Annotated in this window: 6 protein-coding genes (1 of these 6 cut by a window edge); all 6 read right to left on the bottom strand. The window is 74.0% G+C overall.

The features are described 5' to 3' along the window. Positions 1 to 10: 10 nt before the first annotated feature. A complete protein-coding gene (locus OG289_RS48665; RefSeq protein WP_327320418.1) occupies positions 11 to 406 on the bottom strand; it encodes a VOC family protein in 396 nt (131 codons plus the stop codon). 49 nt (positions 407 to 455) lie between these two features. Continuing rightward, entirely contained in the window at positions 456 to 1,298 is an 843-nt protein-coding gene (locus tag OG289_RS48660) for an ABC transporter permease (protein WP_327320417.1), read from the bottom strand. Then, positions 1,295 to 2,317, bottom strand: a complete 1,023-nt coding sequence (locus OG289_RS48655) for an ABC transporter ATP-binding protein (RefSeq protein ID WP_327320416.1) — start codon at positions 2,315 to 2,317, stop codon at positions 1,295 to 1,297. Before OG289_RS48655 ends, OG289_RS48660 begins: the two co-directional genes overlap by 4 nt. Before the next feature lie 110 nt (positions 2,318 to 2,427). Continuing rightward, a complete protein-coding gene (locus tag OG289_RS48650) occupies positions 2,428 to 3,009 on the bottom strand; it encodes a hypothetical protein (protein WP_327320415.1) in 582 nt (193 codons plus the stop codon). Positions 3,010 to 3,092: 83 nt separating this feature from the next. Beyond that, entirely contained in the window at positions 3,093 to 11,300 is an 8,208-nt protein-coding gene (locus OG289_RS48645; RefSeq protein WP_327320413.1) for an SDR family NAD(P)-dependent oxidoreductase, read from the bottom strand. A 41-nt stretch (positions 11,301 to 11,341) separates the two neighbouring features. Continuing rightward, positions 11,342 to 19,629: the 3' portion of an SDR family NAD(P)-dependent oxidoreductase gene (locus tag OG289_RS48640; protein WP_327320412.1), read on the bottom strand. It continues 688 nt past the right edge of the window; only the last 8,288 of its 8,976 coding nucleotides appear in the window; the start codon falls outside the window, past its right edge; the stop codon is at positions 11,342 to 11,344.

Here is a 19,629-nt window from a genome sequence, read left to right as displayed (position 1 = left end):
TCACAGCCTGTCAGGCGGCCTCGGGGTCCATCTGCCTGAGCTCGAGGAAGTTGCCCTCGGTGTCGCAGCAGTAGGCCACCCAACCCACGCCGGGGATAGTGACCTTGGGCGAGACCAGCGAGCCGCCGTTGGCGACCACCGCGGCCATGTCGTCGTCGATGGCGCTTGACTCGATGCCGCACATGAAGCCGTTGAGCAGCTGGCTGTCCACCTTGGCGTGACGCTTCATCAGGGTGCCGGGCAGGCCGGGCTCGTCCTCGGTACCGGTCTCGATGAGATAGAACTCATCACTGCCACCCCACTCACCGCCCCACTTCTCGATGTGCCAGCCGAACACCTTCTGGTAGAAGTCGACGGCCCGCAGGACGTCGTCCGCCTGGATGGTGAAATACACGATCCGTGCCATTGTTCTGTCTCCCTGAATATCTGCCAGTTGTCGAGAGGCTCTGTTCGCGTCAGTGGATCGCGCGGCTCTTGAAGCTGCGCAGACCGAGTGAGAAAAAGAGCCCGGCAAAGCCGATCAGGCCGACCAGCACCCACCCGATGGCGAGTGAAGGCGTGTGGGCGCCGCTGTCGCTGAGCGGCACCATCGCGTAGCGCATCCCCTCCGCCGAGTAGGTCAGCGGGTTGAACAGCGTGACGACCCGGAAGACCGACAGGTCGTCCAGCGAGGCCCAGGGGTACTGCAGGCACCCGGTGAAGAGCATCGGCGTGAACACCGCGGCGAAGGCCAGGGCGATGTGTTCCGACGGCACGACGGTGCCGATGACCAGACCCACCGCGGAACCGAGGATCGCGGTGAGGACGATGATGCCGATCATCAGCGGGATCGATCCGGACTGCACCAGGTACTCGTCGCCGAGGATCCAGTACGCGAGCGGGAAGAGGATCGCCGCACTGATCAGCCCGCGCAGCGTGGCAAAGATGATCTTCTCCAGGACGATCGCGCCGATCGAGGTCGGGGCGAGCAGCCGGTCGTCGATCTCCCGGGTGAAGCCGAGGTCGAGCGCGAGCGGGAGCATGATGCCCTGCACGGCGGCGAGGAACACCGTCAGCGTGACGATGCCCGGCAGCAGCAGGCCGCCGTAACCCGGTATCGCGATACCGATCTTGGGCAGCACGACGCCGAAGACGTAGAGATACAGCAGCGGTTGCATGAAGGCCTGGATGAGGAACGCGACGAAGCCGCGCGCCGTGACCAGAATGTCCCGGCGCAGGATGGCCCAGAACGCGGTCATCGCGAGCTTCGTGGTGCCCGCCTGGGGCGGGCGGTTCGTCGTGGCGACGGCGGCGGTCACGGGCGGAGGTTCCTTCCGGTCAGGTGGATGAAGACGTCTTCGAGGCTCGGGGACGACAGCCGCAGATCGCGGACCTGGGCACCCTCCTCGGCGACCGCCTGGATGACGGCGGGGACGAGCGCGCCGGCATCGTCGGAGAACAGCCGGAACCGGGCGATGCCCGACTCCCCGTCACCGTCCGCCGCGAGCGCCTCGACCTGCTTGGCGCCGAGCGAGCGGAGCCTGCGCAGCAGCTCGGCGGCGGGCCCCTCGGCCAGGGCACCGTCCTCGGCGCCTTCCGCCGCGTCGACGGCGGGGACGGCAAAGCCGTCGGACAGGGCCGCGTGCAGCTCCAGCAGGCCGCCCCCCGGGATGATCTTCTTCAGCTCGTCCGGGGTATCCAGGACCAGGACCTTGCCGTGGTCGACCACCGCGACGCGGTCGCAGAGCTGCTCCGCCTCGCGCATGTCGTGGGTGGTGAGCACGATCGTCACGCCGCGCTCGTTGAGCTCGCGGATGCGCTCCCACAGGAAGTGCCGCGACTGCGGGTCGAGGTTGTTGGTGGGCTCGTCGAGGAAGAGCACCTGCGGGTCGTGCATCAGGGCCCGGGCCAGCATCAGACGCTGGGCCATACCGCCGGAGTAGCGCGGCACCTTCTCCTGCGCCCGCTCGGCCAGCCCCAGTTCGCTGAGCACCCGGTCGGCACGCGCCTCGCGCTCGGCCTTCGGCACCCCGTGGTAGGCCGCGTGGTAGGTCAGCACCTCACGGGCCTTCAGGCTGCGGTCCAGATTGTTGATCTGCGGCATCACCGCGATGCGCGGCTTGACCCGCAGCGAGTCGGCGATGTCGACACCGGCGATGCGGACGGCCCCCGAGGAGGGCCGCACGGCCGTGGTGAGCACACCGACGATGGTCGTCTTGCCCGCGCCGTTGGGCCCGAGCAGGCCGAATATCTCACCTCGCCCGATGGTGAAGGAGACCCCGTCGACGGCGTTCCCCTCCGCCTTGGGATAGGTCTTGACCAGGTCTTCCACTTCCACCGCAAAATCGCCTTGCACTACTGCCTCCACATGCTCTCCTTGAGCCGACGGCCCCGGTGAGCGGCGGCTGGGCACACGCACGCTCCCGGCCGTCGCACCGGTTCGATGGGTCACTTGACGACGGTGAACACGGCCTCGGCGTGTTCCCGGATGTAGCCCGACAATCTGTCGAGCGAGGCGGGTTGGCCCGCTCGGTAGCGCGCGTCCAGCGCGCGCATGGTCTCCTTGTCGAGGAGCGCGAGCAGACGGGCCGTCCGCTCCCAGTCCCAGCCTTGCGCCACCTTCCCCCGCGCGCGCTCCTCCTGCTCCAACAGGGCGGTGGCGCGGCCGAGTTCGGCCTGCCAGTCACGGACCAGGGCGAGCAGGTCGCCGTCGCCGAGCCGTTCCAGGCTCTGGTTCAGCAGCGCGAAGAAGTCCGCGTCCACGACGCGGTGCGGCATCTCCTCGCCGAAGCCGGTGAGCGCGTTCGAGCCATGGTAGTGAAGCACCCAGTATCCGAACAGGGCGGACCGGACGTCGTCGAGACCGCGCACGACCTCCTGCATCTCGCTCACCGGGGCCATCGCGATCTGACGGATGACCAGTGTCATCGAGTGGGCGAGCAGCTGTCCGGTGGGCAGGCCGGCCAGGTCGGTCTCGGTGATCGCGGGCAACGCAACGTTACCGACGCTGTGGGGGCCGTTGGGCGTCATGTGATCCTTCAACTCGGTTTTCCGCAGGGATGGGTCGGGACGCCGTCGGCCGGCGTCCCCGTCTGGGGCGCTGTGGGGGTCCGTCATGGCCGGGGCACCGCCTCCGGCAGACGGTTCGCGATCTGACTGAGGGTGGTGGCTTCGCCGAAGAGGGCCGGGGTCACGGTGATCCCGTGGTCCTTCCCGAGTCTGTCCGCGAGCTGTGTGAACGCGACCTGGTCGAATCCCCATTCGCCGAGGTCGGTGTCGCCGTCGATGACCCCCTGTTCGACGTCGAGGATGGCCGAGACCAGGTCACGCAGGATCCGGTTCAGGTGTCCCCGCCCCGAGCTGGGGGAACGGGCCCCGGATCGGAGGGATTCGGCCAGCCGCCCGAGCAACGGGACGGCTCCGGCGGCCGGTTGGACGGCGACGGTGTCGCCCATCGGCCAGTCGAAGGTGGTCTTCAGCAGCGTCACGTGGTCCAGCGGCCCGGCGAGCAGACGCTCCAGGGCGTCCATGGCCTCCGGTGCGCCGATCGGGCTCTGCCCCATCCTCGCCATGACCGCGCGGGTGCTCTCGTTGTCGCCCAGGCCGACTGCTCCCCAGTAGCCCCAGTCGACCACCTTCACGGGGGCCTTGGCGCGAGGGGCGAGCCACTGCGCGCAGGCGTCCTCGAAGACGCTGCCCGCGCTGTACCCGCCGTCCCCGGCCAGCCGCACGGTGGTGGCGAAGGACGAGAAGTACAGCAGGAAGTCCAGATCGTCCTCGCCGAAGACCTGCCCGATCCGCACGCTCACCGCGACCTTGGCGGCCAGCGTGGCGCGCAGCCGCTCCTCAGTGACCCGCGCCAGGGTCAGGTCCCGGCTCACCCCGGCGGCGTGCACCACCCCGTCCAACCGGCCGTGCCGGCGCAGGACTTCGGCCCGCACCTCGCGCAGGTCCGCAAGCTCGCAGGCGTCGGCGCGCAGATACTCCGGCCGGTGCCCGATGCCGCCGAGCCGGTCCAGCTTGGCCTTTATGGCGGCGTCCGGCTCGCGCCGGCCCACCCAGACCACCCGGGCGCCGTAGGTGCGCAGCAGGTACTCCGTCCACACCTCGCCGATGCCGCCGGCACCGCCGACGACGAGGTAGACCCCGCCGTCGCGGTACGCCCGCGGGCTCTCGGGCAGCCCGGTGACCGGCAGGAGCACCGGCCGGAACCAGCCGTCGCCGCGGTGGGCGACGCTGGCGCCGTTCGGGTCGGCCGGCAGCGCGAGCAGCTGCCGTGCCGGCGGCCGGGAGTCCGCCGCGACGTCCACCAGCCTTACGCGCCAGGCGGGTTGCTCCTTGGACAGCACACCGAGGAGACCGTGGACGCCCGCATGGGCGGGGCTGACCGGATCTCCGGCGCCCACTTTGAGGGCGCCCGTGGTGACGGCCGTCCAGGTGAGTGCCCGGCCGCCGTGGCCGGTGGCGAGCAGCGCCTGGACGAGGCGCAGCCCGGTCAGCACGCCTCTGTCCTGGGCGGCGATGACGCCGTCGTCGAGCGGTGTGTCGGCGGGCACGTCGGGCAGGTACCAGTAGAGGCGGTCGACGGGGCCGTGGGTGCGCAGCAGCGCCGCCAGGTCGTCGACGGTGTCGGCAGGCCCGGCCGTGAGGGCGGTCAGGTCGCCGTGCAGCGCCCGCAACTCCTCGCGTTGGCGCGGCGATCCGCCGATCACGACGGCCCGGCCGTCGCTCTCCGCACGGCCGTCGGGCGCCGGCATCGGCTCCCAGACGGTCCTCAGCAGGACGGGGCGTCCCTGGTCGGCGGGCGGCCTGCGCTGGTCGCGCGACGCGTGCGCCGCCTGGTCCCGGGTTGCGTGCGCCGCCGGCGGTGCGGGTGTGGTCACCGGCTGTGCCGCGGCGACCGGTTCGGCCGGGGTGACCCAGTAGCGGTCCCGGTCGAAGGGGTAGGTGGGCAGGCTCAGCCTGCGGCGGCGCGCACCCTCGTGCGCGGGCGTCCAGTCCACCGCAAGGCCCTTGGTCCACAGGTCCAGCAGGTGGTCGTAGCGCCGCTGCCGGAGCCACTCGGTGACGCGCTCGCGGTGTCCCTCCTCGGCGGTGAACCGGGCGATCTGCGCCCGGTGCGGCCGGGTCCGCGCGCTGTGGACACGGGGACCGTCCGCGGTGCCCTCGAGCCGGCCGCGCAGCAGGGCGGTCAGCTCGGCGAGGTCACGGACCTCGAACGCGAGCCGGTGCTCCATCGCGTCGCGGCCGGTCTGCAGGGTGTGGGCGAGGTCGGCCAGGTCGACGCCCTCGGTGTGGTCGAGGTACGCCAGCAGGTCGCGGGCCCGGGCGGTGAGCTGCTCGGCGGTCTTCGCCGACAGGACGACCGCCTGCGGTGCCCCGGACGGATCGGCGGCAACGGCGCCAACGGCGGCCGGTCCGCTCGGGACGTACTCCTCGATCACCACATGGGCGTTGACGCCGCCGATGCCGAAGGAGCTGACCCCGGCCAGGCGCGGCAGCGGCCGCCCCTGCCCGTCCCGCGGTGCCGGCCACTCCTCGTTCTCGCGGATCAGGCGGAACGGGCTGCCGTCGAGCTGGATGTAGGGGTTGACCTCCTCGGCGTGCAGGCCGCGGACGAGCGTGCGGTGCCTCAGTTGCAGGAGGACCTTGATGACTCCGGCGACGCCGGCCGCGAACTCCAGGTGGCCGATGTTGCTCTTCACCGAGGCCAGCCCGATGTGCGGCCCCTCGGCGGGCGGCGCGCCGACACCGTCGTAGAGCCGGCCGAAGGCCGTCTTGAGCGCGTTGATCTCGATCGGGTCGCCGAGTGCGGTGCCGGTGCCGTGCGCCTCGATGTACCCGACCGACCGGGGGTCGACGCCGGCCTGTCGGTAGGCGGAGACCAGCAGCTCGCTCTGGGCGTTGGGGTTGGGTGCGGTGAGCGCCTGGGCGCGGCCGCCGTGGTTCTCGGCGGTGGCCCGGACCACCCCGTAGATGTGGTCGCCGTCGCGCTCGGCGTCGCGCAGCCGCTTGAGCAGCAGCATGCCGACGCCCTCGCCGCGCACGTACCCGTTGGCGGAGGCGGCGAAGGTCTTGCAGCGGCCGTCCGGGCTGAGCATGCCCTCTTTGGCGAAGCCGACGTGCATGCCGGGATCGGTGAGGGTGTTGATGCCGCCGGCGACCGCCATCGAGCAGTGGCCGAGGGAGAGCGCGGTGACGGCGCGGTGCAGCGCGACCAACGCGCTGGAGCAGGTGGTCTCCACCGGCTCGCTCGGCCCGTGGACGTCCAGGAAGTAGCTCATCCGGTTGGGCCCCATCGAGGCGGCGAGGCCCGCCGAGGAGTAGCCCTCGGCCGCCCGGCCGGCCTGCGCGATGAGCTGCCCGTAGGTGCTGACGGTCCCGACGAAGAGGCCGAGGTCCGAACCGGCCAGCGCGCGGGCCGAGTGGCCGGCCTCCTCCAGCACCTGCCAGACGTGTGTCATCAGCAGGCGCTGCTGCGGGTCCATCAGCTCCGCCTCGCGCGGGGAGATGCCGAAGAACAGCGGGTCGAAGGCGGCGACGCCGTCGATGGTGCCCGCCCAGCGCGCCCCGGCGGCGGTCGGGTCGGCGTCGAGCTGCGCCCGCCAGTCCCAGCGCTCCAGCGGGATCTCGGTGATGCAGTCCCGGCCCTGAACCAGGTTGTCCCAGAACTCGTCCGTGTTGCGGGCCTTCGGGAACTCGCAGCTCATCCCGATGATCGCCACCGGCTCCGGTCCGCCGGGCGCGGCGGTGCCGTGCGCCGGGACCGGCTCGGGGCGGTGGACCCGCTGCTTCGGGAGCAGGCCGGCCGGCCGGGCCGGCCCCGGCTCAGGTGCCGCAGCCGCAGCCGCCGAAGCGGGGGCGGGGGCGGCCGGGGCCGGATAGGCGGCCGCCAGGGCGGGCGCGTGGTTGTCGACCAGATGGTCCGTCAGCCGGTCGAGGGTCGGGTACTCGAAGAAGACCGGCGGGGTCAGGTCGAGCCCGAGCGCGTTGTTCACGCGGGCCGCGAAGGTGGTGAAGATGATCGAGTCGAAGCCGTAGTCGTTGAGCGGGACGTCGCTGTCGATCTCGTCGAGGTCGACCTTGAGCAGCTCGGACACCATGCGGGTGAGGTCGGTGAGGGTGCGCGTGCGCAGGCCGGCCGCGCTCCGCTCGGGGGCCGCCGCGGTGGTGGCCGCCTCAGGCGCGTCGGCCACCGCCGCCGGGGCCTGGGCCCGCGCCGGCTCCGTCGCCCGCACCGCGTCCTTGGCCACGACCAGCACCTGCGGCTCACCCGAGGCCAGGGCCCGGTAGAGGGCGGTCATACCGGCCTCGGTGGGCAGCGGCCGCAGGCCCATCCGCCGGTTGAGCGCCTCCAGCATCTGCTCGTCGAGCCGCATGCCGCCCTCGGCCCACAGCGGCCAGTCCACCGACACCGTGCGGCCCTGCCGCAGCCCCTCGGCGGCCAGCCGCGCGCGGTGGGCGGCGAACAGGTCGAGGAACCCGTTGGCCGCCGCGTAGTCCGCCTGGCCGATGTTGCCGGCGACGGCGGCGAGCGAGGAGAACAGCACAAAGTGGTCGAGCGGCAGGCCGCTGGTGGCCTCGTCCAGGTTGACCGCGCCGGACACCTTGGCGCCGAAGACCTCGGCGAGTTGCTCGGCGGTCTTGGCCCGGACCAGGGCGTCCCGGTGGACGCCGGCTGCGTGGATCACGCCGTCGAGCCGGCCGTGCGCGGCGAGCACCTCGTCCACCAGGCGGTGTACGGCGGCCGCGTCGCCGACGTCGGCGGAGCGGTACTCCACGCTCACGCCGGCCTCGCGCAGCGGGCGAAGGACGTCCTCGGCCGCCGCCGGAGCGGACCGTCCGACCAGGACGATCCGGGCGCCGGGCGCCTGGGCGCCGATCTCCGCGGCGAGCAGCGCGCCGAGCCCGCCCGCTCCCCCGGTGACGAGGTAGACGCCGTCCGTCCACGGGGCGGCGGCCGGGCCTTGGGCGGGCACCGGCTGCCAGTCCATGACCTCCCGGCGGCCGGCCCGGTAGCGCAGCTGCTCGTCGCAGGTGCGGGCGTCGGCGGCGAGCCGGTCCGTCAGATCGTCGGTGTCCCGGTCGGTCTCGATCACCTGGACGCGGACCGCGGGGTGTTCGAGCCGGACCGTACGCAGCAGTCCGCCGAGCCCGCCGAGCAGGCCCGGCTCTCCGCTCGGCACCACCAGTTGGACCAGGCTCCGCCCCGAGGGCCGCTCGTCGAGCAGTTGCCGCACGTGCGTCAGCATCCGCTCGCCGGCGGCGCGGAACCGCTCGTCGAGGCTCCCCTGGTCGCCTGCAAGGGCCACCACCTCGCCGCCGAGCCCGGCGGTGGCCGCCGGGTCCAGCGCGCTGAAGACCAGCGTGGTCTCCGGCTCGGCCGCGCCCGGCTCGGCCGCGCCGGCCGTCCAGGCCGGGGCGAGGACCTGCACGTCCACCGGGGCCGCGGCGGCGGGCTGCGCCGCGGCGCGCAGGCTCAGCCCGCGCAGCCGGACGCGAACCGTACCGTCGGCGTCGCACACGTCGATGTCGAAGCTGCGCAGCCGGGTCCCGCCGTCGCGGCGGCGCACGGCCGCCCAGGCCTGCTCCGGCAGCGGGCCGAGGATCTCGACCTCCTCCACCGAGAACGGCAGGGCGGCGCCGCCGCGGCCGCCGTCGTCGGCGATGCCGATGCAGGCCTGCAGGGCGGCGTCGAGCAGGCCGGGGTGGGCGGTGTACGGCGTGGCGGAGCCGCCCGCGGGCAGGTCGAGCCGGGCGAGCGCGACGCCGTCGCCGACCCACAGGGTGGACAGGCCGCGCATGGCCGGGCCGTAGACGATGCCGAGCGCGTCGTACGCCGCATAGCAGTGCGCACCGGGCAGGGCGGCTGGGTCGCAGGCGGCGCGCAGGGCGTCGAGGTCGAGCCGGGGGGCGTCCTCGCCGCCGTGCTCGCGCACCCGGGCGACGCCCTGGCCGTAGACGAGGTCCGGATCGTCGGGGTCGCACAAGGTGACGTCGAGGCGCTGGTCCTCACGGGGGGTCAGCTCGATCCGCACCCGGACCGGACCGCCGCCCGCCTGTACCGGCCGCAGCCACACCAGCCGGCTGAGGTGGACGGCGTGTTCGTCGTAGGCGACCCGGCCCACGACCGACTCCAGCGCGGCGGCCTGGGCCAGCTCCACGGTGGCCACCGCCGGCAGGGTCGGCTCGCCCTGGACCCGGTGGTCGGCGAGGAAGAACTCCTCGCCGGTGAACTCGGCCTCGAACCGCTGTGCCCAGAGGGTGGACGCGTTGCGCCCGCGCAGCAGGTGGCCGTCCGCGCGGGCGGCGGCCGGCTCGGGGGCAGAGGCGGTGAACCAGCAACGCACCCGGTCGAAGGGGTAGGTCGGGGCGTCGGCCCGGCGCGCGGGTGTCGCGCGGTGCAGCAACCGCCAGTCGACGCCCGCACCGGCGGCCCAGACCTGTGCCAGCCGGTCGAGCTTGCCCTTGCGGCCCCAGGTCGCGATCAGCTCGCGGGCGTCCTCGTCCGCGTCCAGGATGCCGAGTTCGCCCGCCCCGGCCCTGACGTCGGCGGTGTGGACGCCGGGGGTCGCCGCCCCCGCCAGGAATCCCTCCAGCCGCTCGGCCAGCCGCTGCGTGGAGTCGGCGACGATCGCGAGCCTGCTGGCCATCGCACTACGGCCGACCTGCAGCGTGTACGCCAGGTCGCCGAGGTCGGTCTGCGGCCGTTGGCGGACCCAGTCGAGCAGGTCGCGGGCGTAGGCGGTCAGCCGTTCGCGGTTGCGCGCCGACAGCACGACCAGCGCGGGCTGCCCGGTGCCGGACGGCCGCTCGCCGACCGGCCGTCGGGCACCGGGCAGGTATTCCTCGACGACCAGGTGCGCGTTGGTGCCGCTGATACCGAAGGAGCTGACGGCTGCCCGGCGCGGGCGGCCCTCGGCGGCCCGCCACGGCTCGTTGCCGGTGACGACGCGGAACGGCGAGCGCGCGAAGTCGAAGTGCTCGTTGGGCCGTTCGAAGTGCAGGGAGGGCACCAGCTCGCCGTGCCGCATCCCCAGCAGGACCTTGGTCAGGCTCGCCACGCCGGCCGCGGCCGAGGTGTGCCCGATGTTGGTCTTGACCGAGCCGATCGCGCAGAATCCGGTGTCGGCGGTCCCTTCTCTGAAGACGGTGGCCAGCGCCTCCAGCTCGATCGGATCGCCGAGCTTGGTGCCGGTGCCGTGCGCCTCCACGTAGTCGATCGTGCGGGGGTCGATGCCGGCCCGGCGGTAGAGCGCCCGCTCCAGCTCGATCTGGCTGCGCACGCTGGGCGCGGTGATGCCGTTGGTCGCGCCGTCCTGGTTGATGCCGGAGGCCACGATCAGCCCGTGGATGCGGTCGCCGTCCCGCTCGGCGTCGGAGAGCCGCTTGAGCACCAGCGCGCCGACGCCCTCGCCGGGGACGAAGCCGTCGGCGCCGTCGTCGAACGCCCGGCTGCGGCCGGACCGGGAGAGCATCCCGGCCGAGCACATCCCGGCGTAGGTCTCCTCGATGAGGTACAGGCTGACCCCGCCGACCAGTGCCATGTCGATCTCGCCGGCGGCCAGCGCCTGGCCGGCCAGATGGGCGGCGACCAGGGACGAGGAGCACGCGGTGTCGACCGGGATGGCGGGGCCCTTGAGGTTCAGCAGGTAGGCCAGCCGGGCCGCCGCGACGGCCGCGCTGTTGCCCACGATGCCCACCGTCGGCACCCGGTGGCGCTGCAGCAGCAGGCTGTACTCGTTGCCCATCAGGCCGAGGTAGACGCCGCACCGGGTGCCGCTGAGCGTCTCGCGGCTGTAGCCGGCGTCCTCGAAGGCCCGGTAGCCCTCCTGGAGGAAGAGGCGGTGCTGCGGGTCCATGCCCTCGGCCTCGGCCGGGGAGATCCCGAAGAAGAGCGGGTCGAAGGACTCGATGTCGTCGAGCGCGCCGAGCGCCTTGGTGTAGGTGCCGCCGGAGCCGGGGGTCGGGTCGTAGTTCCGGTCGGCGTCCCAGCGCGAGGCCGGTACGTCGCGCACGCTGTCCCGGCCCTCGCGCAGATTGGCCCAGTAGCTGTCCAGGTCGGCCGCGCCGGGGTAGCGGCCGGCCATGCCGACGACGGCGATCGGCTCCGGCCGGCCGCCGCGCCGGGCGGGCCGGTCCACGGTGCCGTCCGGGGCGGCGGGCTCGCTCAGCGGGGCGACGGGTCGAGCGGCACCCGTGGCAGCACCGACGGCGGTCCCCGTGCCGGCCTCGTCGGCCGGGGACAGCGCGCTGCGCGCCGCCTCGACGCTCAGTTCGCCCGACCGCAGGGCGGCCAGGATGTCCCGATTGGTCGTCATATGATGCTCCGCTGTTCCGGCACGGTTCTCTCCTCGTCGGCTCATCGGCCCGCTCCGGTCAGCCGGCTCAGCAACCGCTCAGCGGTGTCGATGTCCAACGTCCCTTCCCCGACCCGGCGCAGGACCTCGTCCAGGGACAGGTCCTCCTGCGCCGCCGGGGGCGCGGGCGGCACCAGCTCCTCTTCCAGGTAGCCGGCCAGCAGGCGGACGGTCGGGTAGTCGTACACGCGGGCGGCGGTCAACTCCACGCCGAGGCGCTCCTCGACGAGCTTGGCCCACTGCACCGCGAAGATCGAGTCCAGGCCCAGCTCGGCGAACGGCCGGTCCGGGTCGACGGAGCCCGAGGGCATCTCCAGCACCTCCGCCAGCGACCCCGCCAGCTCCTCGACCAGCGCTCCCGCCGCGCGCGCGGGTACCGGCACCGGGGCGACGGCCGCGGCGGCGGGAACCGTCGCGGGGGCCTGCCGCAGGGCCGGGGCGGCGGCCGTGTGGTCGGCTGTCGCCACCACGGTGTGCTGGTCCACGTCGGCGGTCATGCCGAACGGGAAGCGGACGGCGGCGAAGCCGGTGGCGCTCAGCGCGTCGCGCCAGCTCTGCGGGGTGAGGACCGGGCTGCCCTGCACCCGCAGTTCCGGGTCCTCGCTCACCCACCAGCCTTCCAGGAGCCCGAAGGTGAGGTGGAGCCACAGACGGTTGCGGGTCAGCTCGTTGAGCAGCAGCACGCCGCCCGGCCGCAGCAGCTGGCGGACGTGCCCGAGCGTGCCGGCGATCCGCCGGGTGGCGTGCAGCACGTTGGTGGCGACCACCACGTCGTACGTCCCGGTCTCGACGCCCTGCTCGCCCGGCGCCCGCTCGATGTCGAGCACCTGGCACTCCAGGTACGGCGCCACCGGGCCGAACTGCTGCCGGGCGTGCCGCAGGAAGCTGGCCGAGAGATCGGTGTAGCGGTACTCCTCCACCGCGTTCTTGTACGGGCGCAGCCGCTCGAACAGCACCGCGCTGGTGCCGCCGGTTCCCGCGCCGACCTCGAGGATCCGCAGCCGCGTCCCCGGATCGGCCGCGAGCCGCTGCTCGACGTGGCCGGTCAGTGCGTCGGCGAGCGCGCTGTTGGCCTCCTCGTTGCCCTGGTAGAGGGCCTGCAGCAGGTCCATCGAGGAGTCCGGGAAGAGGATCTCGTGGGCCAGGCGCCGGCCGGCGAGCAGGTCCGGCAGCCCGCGCAGGGCGGTCTCGACCAGCTCGACCTGCGCGGCGACCGCGGGCCGGTCGCCCCAGGCGTGCTTCGCCGCGTTCCAGGCGGACCAGGCGGACGGTCCGTCGTCCTGTCCGGCGGGGACGGCGTACCGGTCGCCGTCGCGGGTCAGCCGGCCCCGGTCGGCGAGGATCCGCAGGCTCTGGGCGAGCCAGCGGCGCAGGTGCCGCGGCAGACGCTCGGCCCACTTTTGCCCGTCCGGGTCGGCGTGCCGGCCGGCGAACCGGCCCGTGGCGCGCAGTTGTTCCCACAGCAGGTCCGCGGCCAGCGCGTCCAGGTCGGGGGTGGCCTGCTCCGCCGGTACGGGCGCCGGGAGTTGACGAAGTGTCAGGCGATGCAGTCGTACGCAGATCCGCCCCTGCTCGTCGCAGATGTCGATGTCGACCGAGGCGGCCGTACCCGGGTGCGGCCGCACGTGCGCCCAGGCATCGGCCGGAACCGGCCGCAGCAGCTCGGCCCGGTCGACGGCGAACGGCAGCCCGACGCCGCCCGGTTCGCCGTCGGGAGCGCCGAGGGAGGCGATCGCCTGGAGCGCCGCGTCGACCATGGCCGGGTGGGCGAGGAAGCCGGCTCGGCCGGCCCTCAGGTGCGCGGGCAGTCGCAGCCGCGCCAGGACCTCGCCCGTCCCGGTCCACACCTGGTCCAGGGCCTGCAGGCCGGGGCCGTAGACGATGTCGGCGGCGGCGAAGACCTCCCGCAAGTCCGCCCCGGCGGCCGGCCCCTGCGCGCACCGCGCGCGGAGCGCCGCCAGGTCGAGCACCGGCTCGGGCCCGGTGTCCAGCCGTGCCCGGCCGGTGCAGTAGACGACCGGGGTCGTGTCGGCGGAGCGCACCTCGAAGGAGACGGTGCCCCGGCCCGCGTCCGGGGTGAGGGCCACCTGTACCGGCTCCGGGCGTCCGGCCGCGACGAGCGGCCGGACGAAGACCACGTCGAGCAGGCCGACCCCGGCCTCGGGCGTTCCGGCGGCGTGCGCGACGGCGGCGCGGACCAGTTCGAGGTGGGCGGCGGCGGGGAGCACCCGCGCCCCGCGCACCAGATGGTCGGCGAGGAAGAACTCCGCTCCGGTCCACGCCGACTCGTACAGCGGCCCCCACAGCGTCGAGACGCTGCGGTCGAGCAGGGGGTGCGGCCGACTGTCCGCGCCGGCGGCGATCCAGTACCGGTCGCGGGCGAACGGGTACGTCGGCAGGCTCATCCGGCGGGGTGGCGGCCCGCCGCGCAGCGCGGTCCAGTCGATCCGCACGCCCTGCGCCCACGCCTGCAGGAGGCGCTCGGGGGACCAGCCGCGCTGTTCGGCGGCCGGTACGTCGGCCGGCCGTTCGCGGTGCGGGTCGACGCGGCCGCGCAGCCACCGGCCGGTCCGGCCGTTGACGAAGGAGGTCAGCTGCTCGCTCAGTTCGTCGAGTCCGGCTGCGCGGAACGCCAGCCGCTCGGACATCGCCTCCCGTCCGGTCTGCAGGGTGTGGGCCAGGTCCGCGAAGCGGTCCGGCGGGCAGTGGCCCGCGGTGACGAAGGCAAGCAGCCGCCGGGCGCGTTCGCGCAGCGCGGTCTCGTCCCGCGCGGACAGCACGACGAGCTGGGGGCCGGGCGCGCCGGCGGCCGACGCCGGCTCGGGCGCCTCCTCGACGATCAGGTGCGCGTTCGCGCCGCCCGCGCCGAAGGACGAGACGCCGGCGCGCAGCGGATGGCCGACCCGATGGCCGTCGACTTCGATCACCGGCCGCTCCCAGGCAGTTGCCGTCCGCTGCACCGTGAACGGCGTCGCGGCGAAGTCGATGTGCGGGTTCGCGGTCTCGGCGTTGAGGGACGGCACGAGCGTGCGGTGCCGCAGTTGCAGCAGCACCTTGGTCAGCCCGGCGATCCCGGACGCGCTCTCGGTGTGGCCGATGTTCGACTTCACCGAGCCGATCGCGCAGAAGCCGGTGTCCGCGGTGTCGTGCCGGAACGCCCGGGTCAGGCCGGTGATCTCGATCGGGTCGCCGAGCGCGGTGCCCGTCCCGTGGGCCTCGACGTAGGAGACCGAGCGCGCCGGCACACCGGCCCGGCGCAGCGCGTCGGCGACGGCCGTGCCCTGGCCGGCCGGTCCGGGCACGGTGTAACCGCCGGTGCGCCCGTTGGCGTTGACGGAGGTTCCCTTGATCACGCCGTGGATGTGGTCGCCGTCGGCGAGGGCGGCGGCCAGCGGTTTGAGTACGACGACGCCCACGCCCTCGCCGTCGACGAAGCCGTCCGCGCCCGCCCCGAACGGGCCGCTGCGCTCGCCCGGGGAGAGCATGGTCATCTCGCTGAGGCGGACGTAGTGGTCGGGGTGGACGATCAGGTTGACGCCGCCGGCGACGGCGCAGTCGCTGGTGCCGGAGCGCAGGCTCTCCAGCGCGAGGTGGATCGCGGTCAGCGAGGAGGAGCAGGCGCTGTCCACGGCCAGGCTCGGGCCGCGCAGGTCGAACAGGAACGAAACCCGGTTGGCGATCGACCAGAACCGCACGCCGCTCGGGTAGTTGCCGTTCATCGCGCCGACGAACACACCGACCCGGCGGTCCGGGCTCAGGGTGGCCGTGGTGTGGCCCGCGTCCTCGATGGCGGCGTGCACCGCCTCCAGGAACACGCGCTCCTGCGGGTCGATGTGCCGGGCCTCGACCGGCGAGATACCGAAGAAGCCCGCGTCGAAGGCGTCCGCGTCGGCGAGGAATCCGCCCCAGCGGCTGTACATGCGCCCACGGGTGCCCCGGGCCGGGTCGTAGTACCTGCGCCAGTCCCAGCGCTCGGCGGGGATCTCCCCGATGTCCGCGCGGCCGGCGAGCAGGTTCTCCCAGAACGCGTCGACGTCGGCGGCCCCGGGGTAGCGGCCGGAGAGGCCGATCACCGCGATGTCTCCGACGTCGGGGGTCCCGCCACCCGGGCCCGCCACGGGCCGCTGCGCGAAGGCCGGGACAGGGTCCGGTGCCTGCGGCCGGGCCGTCCCGGGGGCTGCAGCGGCCGTGCCCGGCGCGGGCTCGCCCACCAGTTGGGCCAGCCCCTTGGGGCGGGTCCGCAGCAGGTGGTCGACGACCTCGTCGACGCTGGTGTGCTCGAAGAAGAAGGTGCTGCCGATGTCCTCGACGACGGTGCGCAGCTGCTCGGCGAGTTCGACGGACATCACCGAGTCCAGGCCGTAGTCGCGCAGCGAACGGGCGGGATCGATCCGTTCCGGCGCGAGCTTGACCGTGGCGCCGACCAGCCGCTTGAGGTGGGCGACGGCGGCGGGGCGCAGCGTGGTACCGGGGGCGGCGGGGCGCAGCGTGGTACCGGGGGCGGCGGCCGGGGTCTGCGTCACCGGGGTCGGTGCGGCGGCCGGGGTCTGCGCCGCCGGGGCCGGGGCGGTGGCGGTCTTCATGAACCCGATGTGGTCCTCCGGCCCGGCCAGGAGGCGCTCCAGCACCTCCATCGCCTCCTCAGGCTCGATGGAGCCCTGCCCGACGCTCGCCATGCGGGCGCGGTGGGCGTCGTCGGCGACCACGCCCACGCTGCCCCAGTAGCCCCAGTCGACGACCTTGACCGGCCAGTCGCGCTGCTGGCGGAGCCGGCCGGCGTAGGCGTCCTCGAAGGTGCTGCCGGCGGCGTAGTTTCCCTGGCCCGGCGGACGGGCGTGGGCGACCAGGGAGGAGAAGAACAGCAGGAAGTCGAGGTGCTGGGCGGCGAACGCGGTCGACACGGCCTCGGTGACCGCGATCTTGGCGGACAGCACGGCCCGCAGGTCTGCCTCGGTCATCGAGAACAGCAGCCGGTCGCGCAGCACGATCGCCGACACGACGACCCCGTCCACCCGGCCGAACCGGGCCACGACGTCGCGGCGGACCCGGTCCGTCGCGGCGGTGTCGGCGGCGTCCGCGGACATGTACAGGGGCCGGGGGCCGAGGCGGCCGAGCCGGTCCAGGCGCTCCTCGATGGCCGTGTCCAGCGGCCGCCGGCCGATCCACACGACCTGCGCGGCGTACCGGCTCACCAGGTGCTCGGTCCAGGCCTCGCCGATGCCACCGGCGCCTCCGACGACCACGTAGACCCCGCCGCGCCGGTACGGCGGCCGGGTCGGCGCGGGCAGCGTGAGCGGGCGGAGCTCCTGCCGATACCAACGGCCTCCGCGGAAGGCGAGGGTGGCGCCGTGCGGGTCCGCGGGCAGGGTCCGCAGCGCGTCCACCGGCCACGGCTCCCCCAGCGCGAGGTCCACCAGCCGCACCCGCCAGCGCGGGTGCTCCTTGGCGAGCGAGCCGGTCAGTCCGTGCACACCCGCCGCCGCGGGGTGCACGGTCTCGGGCCCGGCGACCTTCTGGGTCTGACGGGTGATCACGGTCCAGCCGAGCGGGGCGTCCCCGTAGCCCGCCTGCAGGAACGCCTTCACCAGGCGGAAGCAGTGCACGACGGTCTCGGTGCCGTCGACGGCGTCGAGAGGAGCGATCCAGTAGACGTGGTCGACGCCCGGCTCGGCCCGTACGTCGGCCAGGTCCTGGACGCGCACGTCGGCCCGCGGGTGCGCGGCGCGCAGCAGCTGATGTTGCTCCTGCGTCCCGCCGACGACCAGCACGGTCGCGGGCTCCGGCCCTTCGGCCGCAGCGGGGGTGTGCTCCTCCCAGACGGGGCGCAGCAGGTGCTGGTCGGTCGGGGTGGTGCGGGCGGTTTCCGAAACGCCCGTCGCGAGGCCGCGCAGCCGGAGACAGACCCGGCCGTCGTCGTCACAGACGTCGATGTCCACAGTGCCGGGGCGGGCGGCGCCGGTGCGGATGTGGGCGTGGGCCGAGACCGGTGTCGGGGCGAGGATCTCCACCTCGGCGACCGCGAAGGGCACAGGTGCGCGGTCGGCGCCGCCGTCGGCGAGACCGATGGCGGCGTGCAGGGAGCCGTCCAGGATCGCCGGGTGCAGACCGCCGGGCGCCTCGGTGCCGCCGGGTGCCCGCAGGCGGGCGAGCACCTGCCCGTCGCCGACGGCCAGTTCCTCGACGGCGCGCATCGACGGCCCGTACACGATGCCCGCAGAGGCGTACAGCTCGTAGCAGCGGTCGGCCGGGACGCGGCGGTCGCAGGCGGCGCGCAGCGCGTCGAGGTCGAGGACGGGGCGGGCGGCGGGCGCGGCGCTCACATGGGCGGTACCGAGCGAGACCACCGATCCGTCGGCGGTGACCCGCAGACCGATCGCCTCGCCGGCGCGCGGCGTGAGCGCCACGGCCAGCTCCACAGGTGCCGAACCGGCGGTGACCGGACGCGGCCAGGCCACGTCCGTCAGCCGGATCACCCGCTCCCCCGGCCCCGCGGCCTGCTCCACTGCGGCACGGAGGAGTTCGAGCTGGACGGCGGCCGGCAGCACGCGGTCGCCGCCGACCAGGTGGTCGGCGAGGAAGTACTCCGCACCGGTGAGCGTCGTGGCGAACCGCAGACCCTTCACGCCGGACTCGTGTCGGAGTCCGAGCGGACTGGGCGGGGGCGTGCGCGGTGGCGTGGCTGTGCTCGGTGCCGCGGGCGTGTGCGGTGCCGTGGCCGATCGCAGTGCTGTGGGCGTGCCTGATGCCGTGGCTGTGCCCTGTACCGCAGGCGTGCCCGGTGCGGTAAGCGTGCCCGGGGCCGTAAGCGTGAGCGGTGTGTCGATCGGGTCGGGTGCCCAGTGTCGTTCCCGGGCGAAGGGGTAGGTCGGCAGCGCCACTCGCCGCCGGGCCGCGGGGTGCAGGGCGGCCCAGTCGACACGGTCTCCGGCGAGCCACCGGTGAAGTGGCCCGGCGTCGGTGCCGTCGGCGGGGCGCTCCTGGCCGCGCAGGTGTCCGGTCAGCCGCTCGCGCACCTCGTCGAGGGAGTGCGCGACGAAACCGAGCCGCTCCTCCAGGGCCTCCCGGCCCGTCTGCAAGGTGTACGCGATGTCGGCGAGGTCGGCGTCGGCGTACCGGCCGAGCGCGGTGAGCAGCCGCCGGGCCTGCTCGGCGAGCCCGTCACGGTCCCGGGCGGAGAGCACGATCAGGGCGGGCTCCGGGCGCGGCGGGCCGCTGCGCGGCGGAGCCGGGTGGTCCTCGACGACCACGTGCGCGTTGGCCCCGCCGGCGCCGAAGGAGGAGATACCGGCCCGGCGCGGCTGTCCGCCGGCCGGCCACGGGGCGAGCTCGCGCTGCACCCGGAACGGCGTGGCGTCGAAGTCGATGTGCGGGTTCAGCTCGGCCGAGTGCAGCGACGGCACCAGTTCGCCATGCCGGAACTGCAGCAGGACCTTGGTGAGCGCGGCGATGCCCGAGGCGCTCTCGGCATGCCCGATGTTGGACTTCACCGAGCCGAGCGCGGTCCGGCCCGCACCGGCCGTCCGCTCGCCGAACGCCCGTGTGAGACCCGCCAGTTCGATCGGGTCGCCGAGTTCGGTGCCGGTGCCGTGGGCCTCGACGTAGCCGATGGTCGACGGGTCGGCGCCGGCCTGGGCCAGTGCGCGGGTGATGACGTCGGCCTGCGCCTGCGGGTTGGGCACCGTGTAGCCGGTGGCCCGGCCGCCGTGGTTGACGGCGGTGCCCTTGATGACGCCGAGTATCCGGTCGCCGGCGGCCAGGGCCTGCTCCAGCGGCCTGAGCAGGACGGCTCCCACGCCCTCGCCGGGCACGTAGCCGTCGCCGCCCGCGCCGAAGCTGGCACAGCGTCCGGTGCTGGACCCGAACCGGCCCTGGGCGAGCATCAGGTACTTGTTCGGGTGGATCGTCACGTTGACGCCGCCGACCAGCGCGGCGTCGCACTCGCCGGCGCGGATCGCGCGGCAGGCCAGGTGGAGCGCGGTCAGCGAGGACGAGCACATGGTGTCCAGCGCGACGCTGGGGCCGCGCAGGTCGAGCGTGTACGAGACCCGGTTGGCGACGGACGAGGCGTTGCCGCCCACCGCGTAGCGCCGGCCGCGCAGTTGGTCCTGCGCGGCGTGCAGCTGGTACTCCTCGTACATCACCCCGACGAACACGCCCACCGTGCGGGGCAGGGTGGCCCGGGTGTAGCCGGCGTCCTCGACGGTCTCGTAGGCGCACTGCAGGAAGAGCCGCTCCTGCGGGTCGAGCAGTTCGGCCTCGCGGGGCGAGATGGCGAAGAACAGCGGGTCGA

This window comes from Streptomyces sp. NBC_01235, assembly GCF_035989285.1.
Classification (GTDB): Bacteria; Actinomycetota; Actinomycetes; order Streptomycetales; family Streptomycetaceae; genus Streptomyces.
Note: the sequence above shows the minus strand (reverse complement) of the source record. Positions and strands in the feature narration are given on the sequence as shown.

Coding starts and splice junctions, on each gene's coding strand:
- OG289_RS48665 (WP_327320418.1), bottom strand. CDS start 406: ATGGCACGGATCGTGTATTTCACCATCCAGGCGGACGACGTCCTGCGG.
- OG289_RS48650 (WP_327320415.1), bottom strand. CDS start 3,009: ATGACGCCCAACGGCCCCCACAGCGTCGGTAACGTTGCGTTGCCCGCG.
- OG289_RS48645 (WP_327320413.1), bottom strand. CDS start 11,300: ATGACGACCAATCGGGACATCCTGGCCGCCCTGCGGTCGGGCGAACTG.